Source organism: Marinimicrobium sp. UBA4209, from assembly GCF_002381585.1.
Classification (GTDB): domain Bacteria; phylum Pseudomonadota; class Gammaproteobacteria; order Pseudomonadales; family Cellvibrionaceae; genus Marinimicrobium; species Marinimicrobium koreense.
The window spans coordinates 679-10,786 of sequence record NZ_DFTP01000110.1 but is presented as its reverse complement, the minus strand read 5'-3'; the positions used below and the strand labels follow the sequence as shown (position 1 = coordinate 10,786).

At 55.1% G+C, this 10,108-nt stretch carries 10 protein-coding genes; 5 read left to right on the top strand and 5 right to left on the bottom strand.

The annotated features are described in order from the left end of the window. Nucleotides 1-796, top strand: a 796-nt coding sequence (locus B3187_RS16245; RefSeq protein WP_286807507.1) for a DUF4351 domain-containing protein, incomplete at its 5' end; no start/stop codon positions are given. Here the strand turns inward: B3187_RS16245 and B3187_RS16240 are convergent. Next, a complete protein-coding gene (locus B3187_RS16240; protein WP_286807506.1) occupies nucleotides 791-1,015 on the bottom strand; it encodes a type II toxin-antitoxin system ParD family antitoxin in 225 nt (74 codons plus the stop codon). The two genes, B3187_RS16245 and B3187_RS16240, sit on opposite strands and share 6 nt — an antisense overlap. A 188-nt stretch (nucleotides 1,016-1,203) precedes the next feature. On the opposite strand from B3187_RS16240, the gene B3187_RS17630 reads away from it, so the two are divergent. The 4 genes from B3187_RS17630 to B3187_RS16225 all read left to right on the top strand — a co-directional run bounded on the left by B3187_RS17630 (nucleotide 1,204) and on the right by B3187_RS16225 (nucleotide 3,500). Continuing rightward, nucleotides 1,204-1,455, top strand: a complete 252-nt coding sequence (locus B3187_RS17630) for a type II toxin-antitoxin system Phd/YefM family antitoxin (protein WP_414673721.1) — start codon at nucleotides 1,204-1,206, stop codon at nucleotides 1,453-1,455. After that, entirely contained in the window at nucleotides 1,442-1,822 is a 381-nt protein-coding gene (locus B3187_RS16235) for a type II toxin-antitoxin system VapC family toxin (RefSeq protein WP_286807505.1), read from the top strand. The genes B3187_RS17630 and B3187_RS16235 overlap by 14 nt, the downstream gene beginning before the upstream one ends. Nucleotides 1,823-2,012: 190 nt before the next feature. After that, on the top strand, nucleotides 2,013-2,972 hold the full coding sequence (locus B3187_RS16230) for a DUF4351 domain-containing protein (protein ID WP_286807504.1): 960 nt from the start codon (nucleotides 2,013-2,015) through the stop codon (nucleotides 2,970-2,972). Between the two features lie 126 nt (nucleotides 2,973-3,098). Continuing rightward, nucleotides 3,099-3,500, top strand: a complete 402-nt coding sequence (locus B3187_RS16225) for a hypothetical protein (protein ID WP_286807503.1) — start codon at nucleotides 3,099-3,101, stop codon at nucleotides 3,498-3,500. Here the strand turns inward: B3187_RS16225 and B3187_RS16220 are convergent. The 4 genes from B3187_RS16220 to B3187_RS16205 form a co-directional block, all read right to left on the bottom strand. Continuing rightward, nucleotides 3,483-4,466 carry a hypothetical protein gene (locus B3187_RS16220; RefSeq protein ID WP_286807502.1) on the bottom strand — a complete coding sequence of 328 codons (984 nt, stop codon included), beginning with the start codon at nucleotides 4,464-4,466 and terminating at the stop codon, nucleotides 3,483-3,485. The genes B3187_RS16225 and B3187_RS16220 overlap by 18 nt on opposite strands. A 113-nt stretch (nucleotides 4,467-4,579) precedes the next feature. Beyond that, nucleotides 4,580-7,804 carry a hypothetical protein gene (locus tag B3187_RS16215; RefSeq protein ID WP_286807501.1) on the bottom strand — a complete coding sequence of 1,075 codons (3,225 nt, stop codon included), beginning with the start codon at nucleotides 7,802-7,804 and terminating at the stop codon, nucleotides 4,580-4,582. Nucleotides 7,805-8,127: 323 nt separating this feature from the next. Continuing rightward, a complete protein-coding gene (locus B3187_RS16210) occupies nucleotides 8,128-8,850 on the bottom strand; it encodes a transposase (RefSeq protein ID WP_286807499.1) in 723 nt (240 codons plus the stop codon). A 42-nt stretch (nucleotides 8,851-8,892) separates the two neighbouring features. Next, nucleotides 8,893-10,108, bottom strand: a 1,216-nt coding sequence (locus B3187_RS16205) for an MBL fold metallo-hydrolase RNA specificity domain-containing protein (RefSeq protein ID WP_286807498.1), incomplete at its 5' end; no start/stop codon positions are given.

The following is a 10,108-nucleotide window of genomic DNA, read 5'->3' as shown; positions in this document are numbered from 1 at the left end:
CAAAGTAATTGACGTTAGACAGCCCATCCGTCAGGAACAGCTCAAAGAACGGCTTGGTGACCGGTTTAGGGAGCTGGATGTACCACTGCTGGTCGAATGGCCTGACGGGCGCCGGGAGGCGTTGCTGTTTGTACTTGAAGAGGAGTCAAACTCAAGCCGGTTTTCCATCGGGCGTCTTGCGCATTACTGCCTGGATCTGGCAGAGCTGTATGATACGGATAGAGTGGTGCCCGTGGTCATTTTTCTGAATAAGGCTGGCCACATTCCTGGACGGTTGCGGCTGGGGAGCGATCAGCACACTTATCTGGATTTCAGGTACGCCAAGTGTGAGTTAAGCGCTCTGCCCTATGAGCTCTGGCAGGACAGCGACAATATTGTGGCCCGGTTGAACTTGCCGAATATGCATTGGCCTAAGGCTCTAAAGGTTGAAATATACGCCAAGGCTATCCGGGGGCTGCTGTCTCTGGAACCCGACTGGAACCGACGGCGCAAGTACGTGGACTTTGTCGACATTTATACGAACCTGACTGATAATGAACGTCAGCGTTACGCGCAAGAGTATCAACAGGAGAACGACGAAATGGCCGGTTTTGCTGAGCGTTTTACCAATATTGGGCTTGAGAAAGGTCGCCGCCAAGAGGCCGCCACTATGTTAACCCGTTTCCTCACTAAACGCTTCGGGCCTCTGGACGATGTGACTCAGGAGCGGGTGAATAGTGCCTCCGTCGAGCAACTCGAAGCCTGGAGTGACCGCGTGTTGGATGCCGAGACATTAGCCGAGGTATTTGAACTATAGGGCTCGTTTCTTGATTGCCCGCATGTCGGATGAACTGCGCCCGCTGCGAAGCCCTTCGTCGACCCGCGCTTGCAAGCTGGCAATTTTTTGGGCTTTTTCCTGATCTTTTCGGATCAGATCCCGCACGTAATCGCTTGAATTGCTATATTTTCCGGTTTTGGCCTGCTGCTCTACCCATAATTTCATCGAGTCAGGCAAGGATACGTTCATGGTAGCCATAGTGATGCCTCCTGACATGACAGCGTCTTGCTGTTGGCAAAGGTTGTCAAGAGCGAAGATCTCGCCGAGAGAGCCGAACCGTAAGTCACGCATGTCGTCCCAGGGTGCCAGCACCACTTCTGCTACTCCGGTTGCGGCAAGCCGCTCCCCAAGTTACACTTTTTAGTGAAACTTTTGAGAGGTGCCTTATGGAAGCGACCACCAAAGACCTACGTTTGCACACCAAAGCACTGATGGCCGCCACATCGCGTGGAGAGGAGGTCATTATTTCATACCGGGGGAAGCGACGGGCAAAGCTGGTGCCTTTAGAGGATCAGCCTCGCGCTCGCGTTGGCGAAAACCCCCTTTTCGGGCTCTGGGCCGACTCCGAAACAGACCTCAGTGTCGAAGAGCAGGTGCGGCGGCTTCGAGCCCCCAGGAGCTTTGATGATGTTGATTGACACGGATGTTTTGATTTCGAACTTGCGAGGGAACCAGCGCGCGCAGAGCTTTCTGGATGCACTCCCCCACCTTCAACTTTCAGCGGTCACTTATATCGAGCTGGTTCAGGGGCTTCGTAACAAGGCGGAGCTCAAGGCATTGCGTCAGGCCATGCACTATTGGGACGCTGAGATTGAACCCATTTCTGAGGCCGTGAGTTCTCGGGCTATGTACCTGGTTGAAAGCTATTCATTAAGCCATGGGCTGCAAATGGCCGATGCGCTGATAGCCGCCACTGCTGTCACGCTTGGCGAGACGCTGGTCACGGCGAACGATAAACATTATCGGTTTATTGATGATTTGGAGGTTGAGGTTTTTCGGCCTTAGGGTATAGGTGTCGTTCGGGATTTGGGTGGTTTTGTCGGCTTACGGCCTTCGGCCTAAGCCGACCTACGGGGAGGATAATTGCGGCTGCGTCCTTTCTCGTAGGTCGGCTTAGGCCGAAGACCGTAAGCCGACAATCACCTCTATTGGCGTTCTATACAGCGTTGACAAATCTTTTCCCCTGAAATACTGTTTGGATATCCAGTTTTTAGCGTATCAGGGACTGACCATGCCTTCCAGCCACGACCAGAACTTCAAGAATTTGATCCTGGATTACCCCCGACAGGCTCTGGAGCTTTTTGCGCCGGAGGAGCACGCGGCGTTGGAGTCGAGCGTCAAGATTGTACCTATTCGGCAAGAGCAGTTGAAAGAACGGCTCGGTGAACGGTTTCGTGAGCTGGATGTGCCACTTCTGGTCGAATGGCCGGACGGGCGGCGAGAAGCGTTGCTGTTTGTCCTCGAGGAGGAGTCGAGCCCTGGCCGGTTTTCCATCGGGCGTCTTGCGCATTACTGCCTGGATCTCGCAGAACTGTATGATACGGACCGAGTGGTGCCGGTGGTCATTTTCCTGAATAAGGCCGGCCGAATTCCTGAGCGGTTGCGGCTGGGGAGCGATCAGCACACTTATCTGAGCTTCAGGTACGTCAAATGTGAGTTAAGCGCCCCGCCCTATGAGCTCTGGCAAGATAGCGACAACATTGTGGCTCGATTGAACTTGCCGAATATGCGCTGGCCTAAGGCCTCAAAGGTTGAAATATATGCCAAAGCCATTCAGGGGCTGCTGTCTTTGGAGCCAGACTGGAACCGACGCCGCAAGTACGTGGACTTTGTCGACATTTATACTGACCTGACGGATAATGAACGTCAGCACTATGAGCAAGAATATCAACAGGAGAGTGCCGAAATGGCCGGATTTGCTGAGCGTTTTACCAATATTGGGCTTGAGAGAGGTCTTGAGAAAGGCCGAGAAGAAGGTCGAGAGGAAGGTCGCCGCCAAGAGGCTGTCACTATGTTAACCCGATTCCTCACTAAACGCTTCGGGCCTCTGGACGATGTGACACAGGAACGCGTGAATAACGCCTCCGTCGAGCAACTCGAAGCCTGGAGTGACCGTGTGTTGGACGCCGAGGCGCTAGCCGAGGTATTTGAATAGCAGGTTCATTTGTCGTACCCGGTTATCGAGCACACAGTTTCCGCACAAAACCTTACACACTCCTACATTTTCCTTGGCTACGCTAACCCTGTACCTGTGTTCACCCACTTTTATAGGGAAATGCCCATGACTCGTACATTACTGATCGTCATCAGCCTGTCCCTGGTCGCCTGCTCCGGCGATGACCAACCTTTACCGGAGAGCCCTCGACAAACACTTTCAATTCCGGAAACCACCTTCTCCGGGGAGTACTCGGCTGAGGATTTCGATCTCGCCCAACCTGTGGACTATTGGGAGATTCGTCTGGGCGCGATTCCCGGGCTGGGTAGCGATGAATTTGAACGGTTGATGACCTTTGATGCGTCAACCTATGAGGCTCTGGATGATACTCAGAAAGCCATTCTTGAGGAGACCACGGTTCTTGATACTGGTTTTGGTGCTCAGTGTCGCCCCTTGAGCAATCAAAGGGGTCAGAGTCGTTTGGTGCTGGCTAGGGTATCCCGTGATGCCCTACCTGGTGTAGGTTAGGGAAAAGTGAAGGGATTTCGCTTCGTCTAACTTTACGGTATCAATCGCGAATCCTGCCGCCCAGCGGTTATTGCTGATAACCACGCCAAGCGTGCGGCGCTCGACGTCATAGCTTAACTCCCACTCGCCTCCGGACTGCCAGCGGCGGGCAACGCCCAGTACCGGCATCAGTGTGCCGAACTGGTGCTCGAAGTGGGTTTTGAGTACCCAGTGACCGCTCTGAAGCTTGGAGGACAAGCGGTATCTCGGGTCTAGATCTTGCCGGTAGTTGTTACGGTAGCCCTCTGTACCCTCGAATAGCGGGTTAAAGGACACAAAGCCTTCGTTGTCGTCGGTTTGCCGCTGGCTGTTGGCGGAAGCGACGGTGTAGGGCGCGCGGTCCCACTCAATGGAGGCCAGGACGTCGTCAGCCTGCATGGCCAACTCCCACACGTCGGTAACTTGATAACTCAATTTCAGGTCCAACGCGTGCCCTATTCCGTTGGGTCGATCAATATTGGGGCGGTTGAACAGACTATCCCGGTAGTAACGGTAATCTACGTCGGCGGCTATGTGGTAACTGCCATCGGTATTGGTGGTCAAGGTGCCGCTCAGCCCCCCGTCCATCAGGTAGTTGGCCTGGAAAACGGATACCTCAGCGGATGCGCTCCAGCGATCTTGACGGCGGGAATAGCCTAGCTTGACCCCCTGCCCGGCAAAACCGGAGACGGTCAGTTCAATGGGTACCGTACTGTCAGTCAGCGGTTCGTTGCGCTCGATCCACCCGTAGTATTGCGCCGCCCGCTCGTTAATGCGGGTTGAGGCCAAACTGCGATGGAACGCGGCGGTGGATAGGCCGTTGTTTAGCCGGTAGCCAATTTCGAATTCGTTCAGCAGCCATTGACGCTCGCCTTTCTCGAAAGACTCACCCCACTCATCGAGGGTGTCCATTAACGGTTCGGGCTCGCTGTAGCCGTCCAGGGTCATGGACGCAAAAACACCGCTCTCGGCTGACGCTGACAGCGGTGCAAGAATAAAAAACCAAAAGGCCGGGCCGAAGCCCAACCTTTTGGTAAAGCGAAGTCTATAACGCCCTTTCATTAAATAAGCGATTCGACTTCGTTGGCATCACCATTGGGGTAAACGATCACAGGCAGACCATCTCGGGTTTCGACGGTGCCGATGATTTCGCCATCAATCAGTGCTTCACCGGTGATCACGGGCTCGCCCGCCTCGTTGGTGCTGGCGTTCAACTTCAGCTCGTAGCCCTGGGGGTTGAAGAAGCGCAGATCCAGAGATTCGGACTCAGCCAAGTCACCGCTGGCTTCGAGCGTGTAGTTGCCGCCGTCCCAGTCCATGTTAAAACGCAACTTGCCGCCTTCGTAGGCAGAGCGATTGAAAGTGGCGGTCAACCGTGCTTCCGGCAGCTCCGGAAGCGCCAGGCGTGCTGAGACGGTGGCGGAGCCTTTGAGGAAGTTGTCGACAGTTTCGAGGTCTGGGAGGTGCATGTCGGCCCAGTAGCCACCACCAGTCGCCTCGGTCGATGCCGTGGCACTGATTGAACTGACATCGACAGAGGACATCATTGCGTCACTTAGACTCAAGCGCTGCTGAATAGCGTCTTTAACTTCCTGCTCCAGCATTTCACTGCCTTCAGCGCTCAAAGGTTGGCCTTCATGATAAGTTGGGGTCAATGTGAGAGCAGCGCATCCTGTAAAGAAATACTGGGAAGCGAGGTTCCCGTAACGACTGGTCAAATAGCCGTCAGCATCATTTTGACACAGCTCATATTCCGCCGTATCTGTATTCGTTACGGTATAAGTTCCCCCGCTATAGGAGGAGACGTAAAACCCTTGGGGCTCGACGCCAGCCCGATTCACCTCAGCCTGGAACGCCGCTTCGACTGTCGCCAGCAAGCTTTCATCAGCTAACTCAAAGGTTAAGAAGATTTGCTCGAAACCGGGGTCACTGTAGACGCTGCCATAGCGAACCTTCTCAGACTCAACAATACTGTACCCATACACCTCTCCGGGAAGTTCAACCTGCTCTGAAAGCGTCAGTGAAACTTGCAGGCCGGACTCAAGCCAGCGGGTGTCGATCTCATCAACCGTGACTTGACTTTTGTATTCACCCAAGCTGAAATCGTGCGACAGCATTTCGTCGGTCGAGTAATCGTAGTATTCCAGGGTGACCGTGTTGGGCAGTGCACCAACAATCGCTTCCCGAAGTTCACCGAGCAAGTTGTCTGCTGACTCGTGGTTCAAATAATAACCGTAACTACGAGACTCATCTGTTTTGTAGAAATCTTGTATTCCAGGAATGTAGCTATCTATTTCATAGTACTTGTTGTAGTGAACTACACTGGCTTCTGCATCAGTTGCTACTGCCGTATTGAGCTCTTCAATAGGCGAGAATTCTAGTTCACCACGGAAGGTCAGTCGCGCGCCAGAGAAATCCGACCAGGTAAAGGCGTCAAAGCTGGCGGCGTTATTCAAACGAGCGGCAATAGTGATACCCGCCGCGTAGCGACCATCGGCGGATTGCAGGTCGCCGGTGAACCGCAGGCGCTCCAGATTCATGGGGCCGCTGTTGTAGTCGGCCAGCAGGCGCGCGTCGTCGTTCAGGCGAATCATTGAGGCGTCTACATCGCCGGTGAGCTCATTGCCGGCACTATAGACGGTCACACCACCCGACAGTGCTGCGGACCGGAACGCCGCATCGGCTTCGTCTGCATCGAACACGCCGTCCTCGGAGGCCTGGAGGGCATTGGCCAGCTCGACCGATACGCTCAGGTCCCGCAGTTGTATAAAGTGATCGGATGACAGGTCTCCGACGTGCCCAACCAGCTTGAGCTCCGTGCTCTGTGCCAGTTCGTTCAGGAAACCGCTGACCCGATCATCATCGGTGACAAACGCTTCCAGGGCGCCTTTGGTGATGCTGGTGTGCAATGTTAGGGCAAAGGGTGCGAAGGCATCGCTAGCATCGCCCGTCACGGTGCCGGACAGAGACAGCACCAGACCCTGGTCGTAGGTGGCTTCAATGGCCGCTGTGCCCACGGCATCGCCATTGGCGTTGGTGATGGTGATTTCCTCGGCGCCACCGTCATTCAGCAATGTCACCAATGTGTCCGGATTGGCTTCGGCAAAGAGTCCCACCTGGTTCAGCGCTTCGCCAACAAACTGGAATTGACTCTGGACCTTGGCGTCTACCGTCGCTTTGATAGCGTCGGCATCAATCTGGGCAGCAGCGGCAATGCTGTCGGTGTCTGTTGCTTCAAGCTCGGAAACCCAGGTACGTACATCGCCCACAAACGATTTGTAAGCCGTGATTTTTTCTTCCCTGGTGGTGTTTTCATCGACTACCAGATCTTCGTCGTAGTCCGGCGAGAAGCCCTCATCACCGGCCGCATCGTATTGAGCGGACTGGTTGCTCAGGGCATCGAGCGCATCGGTATCAAGCCCGTCGGTGCTATTGATAACCTCGTTTAGCGCGTTTGAAAGCTCTGATATTGTGAAGCGATCATCCCCGTCACCTACGCTGCCATCCACTAACGCAGCGGTAAACTGGTTCAGTTTCGAACTTAGCGTGTCTTCTTCCGTCGAGCTGAATAACAACTCCGCCACGGCCGCGTTCATCACGGCATATTGAGTTTCCTCCGCGCTGGCACCGGAGATTTGAGACAGACCTTTCGAGCCGGTGCGCTCAACATCAAAGCCGACCAACTGACTGACTTCGGCGGCGGCCTGTTTGCGAGCGGCGGCCAGGTCTTTTCCGCCTTCGGCGATCAGGGCCTTGGCGCGCTTGGCGGCCATACTGGACCAGGCAGTAACTGCGGCTTCGATTCGGTCGCCATCATTGGGTTTATCAACAATGGCGTTCAGCAGAAAATCTGCCGGCAGATCGACGTCCGAGAAGCGCTCGCCATCGCCGCAACGGCTTGCGTCACACACCATTTTTGTAATGCCTTCCACGACGGACACTTCCACTTCAACCGGACCGCCTTGGTAGTCGCTAGTCAACTCCAGCTCATAACTGCCTTCCGCGTCGGTATCGGTGCTACCCACGGAACCTTCGAGACGGTTGCCGTCATCATCCAGCTCGTAAGCGGTCACGCGGGCGTTTTTCAAGACCCCTTTGGTAGCCACGCCGGCAAGCGTGACGCCGCTGCCTTCATCACCGTCTTTGTCGCCGGGACCTGGCTCGGTCACGGGCGGTTCAGTGGGAGGTGGATTGTTATCGTCACCGCCTGAGCTACCACCACAGCCGACGAGAGCGACCAGAGTTGCGACGGAAAGGTACGTGAGGGGGGTCTTGAGTTTGATCATGCTGTTCTCCATTGGGGTCCTTTTTGCTTGCATGCGAAGCATTGCTCCAAGCTCGTTGTTGAGCTGCATGCCAACTGGAGTTTATACAGAGGAAAGTCTCACGTTCAATGAAAATATGAAGTGAATCGCAGTTTTTTCCGTTTTTGATTCTGTTTTAACGAAAGTTCGTCGGTATTTTGTCACAGGAAGTCGCGAGGCAATTTATCGACATGAAGGCGTCATCTTTTTGTTTTATTAATCTGCATAAAAATTAAACGACCTAAAATCGATCAAAGGCGATCAAAGGGGTCAGAGTCGGTTGATCCTAATCTACGAGCAGGAAATCAAACGACTCTGACCCCTTTGGTTTTCTTCCAATCGGCTGATTTACGGTCGCCGCCCTTCGGCCGAGCTGCTGCAGGGCGTCCCGTTCGTCGTTCGAAGTCTCGCTTGAAACGTTCACTGCCCAATACCCAAGCTCGTTCGGTGGCTTCGGTTATTTTCTGAACATCGTATTTCGGCAATATTTCGTCGAACAGGGCCCGGTAAGCCTCTTGCCTCCTTTTCGGGTGAGCACCCAACGCTTCATAGCCCGGATGAGGCGTAATTCGAGCGTCTGTGTGCCCCACGGCATTATGGGCGTAGCTCGACCAGGGGTATTCTGATGGGTGATCTACCATGCCTGCCCGCACGGGGTTAAGTTCTATATATCGGTACGCTGCAAGCAAGTAACTTTCGGAGTCGACCAAGGTTGATCGGTACCGCCCCTCCCACAACGTCCCGGTGCGTTCGTAGCTTTTGTTGAAGTACTGCACATATCGTCGCCCCAAAGCTTGCATCATTCGAGCGACACCAGACTCATCTGAGGGCGTGAGCAGCAGGTGAACGTGATTGCTCATCAAAACGTAAGCGTGTAGGGCCACCTGACTCTGTTCGGCCGCTTCCCGCAAATACTTTAAATAGACCTTGTAGTCTTTTTCAGCCGCGAAGCAAGCGCTTCGGTTGTTGCCCCTTTGAATAACATGTTGCGGGTACCCTGGCAAATAGGGACGTGGCCGTCTTGGCATGATTTCCTCCTTGTAAAATTCAAATGACTCTGACCCCTTTGATTAGTCGTTAGTGGGCAGAAGGATGTTGAAGTGGTGGTGACGGGACTCGCCCAGTGCCTGGTACTTTTCCTTCAGGGCCTCTCTCGCATTCCAGTCGCCATGGACCAGGCGGATGGTGCTGGGCCATTGCTTCATCCGTTTTACAAAATGCACCAGGTCATTTTGGTCCGCATGGGCTGAGTAGCCGCCGATGGTGGTGACACCGGCCCGGATGGTGCGGCGCTCGCCGTCGAGTTCGACCCAGCCGTGGGTGGGCCCGTATTGCTGGATGGCACGACCGGGGGTGCCCTGGGCCTGGTAGCCGACGAACAGGACCTGGTGGCGCTCATCTTCCAGCATGGCTTTGAGGTAGTTCACCACCCTGCCCCCGGCGGCCATGCCGCTCGCCGCCAGGACGATGGCCGGGCGGCCGGTTTTGGCGAGGTAGTCCACGGTCTGCAGGTGTTCTTCGTGGCTGTTGATGGTGTAGAGGTTGTCAAAACTCAACGGATGGCGACCGGCCTTGAGTCGCTTCTGGGCTTCGGCGTCCCAGAAGGGTTTGAGCTCCCGGTACACCTGGGTGAATTTGGCGGCCAGGGGTGAGTCGACGATGATTTCCATCTTTTGCCAGGTTTCCCCGCCCCGGTAGATCAGGTCTTCCAGTTCATAGAGCAGTTCCTGGGTCCGGCCGATGCTGAAGGCGGGGATGATTACGGTGCCGTCGTTTTTCAGGGCGTGTTCGATGGCGGCTTTGAGCTTGAGGCGTCGATCCTTGCGGCTTTCGTGGATGCGATTGCCGTAGGTGCTTTCGATGATCAGGGTGTCGGCTTTGTAGGGGGACCTGGGTGCCGACAACAGCGGCGCATAGGGCGCTCCCAGGTCGCCCGAGAAGACGGTGCGGTGGCTTTGCCCGGTGGGTTTGTCGAGCTGGTCCACTTCAACGTAGGCGGAGCCGAGGATGTGGCCGGCGCGCTGGAGTTTGATGCGGACTTTGCGTTGCTCGTCGTCCAGGATGGTGTGCCATTGCCGGTATGGTAGCGGTTTGAGCTGTTTGTTGACGGTGTCGAGGAATTGGTTGATCAGCCGCGCGTCCCGGGTGAAGCCGATTTTGAGGGCGTCTTCGATGACCAGCGGGAGCAGTTTGGCGGAGGGCTCCGAGCAGTAGATGGGGCCTTTGAATCCGGCGGCCATGAGGTATGGCAGCCTTCCGATGTGGTCGATATGGACGTGGGTGACT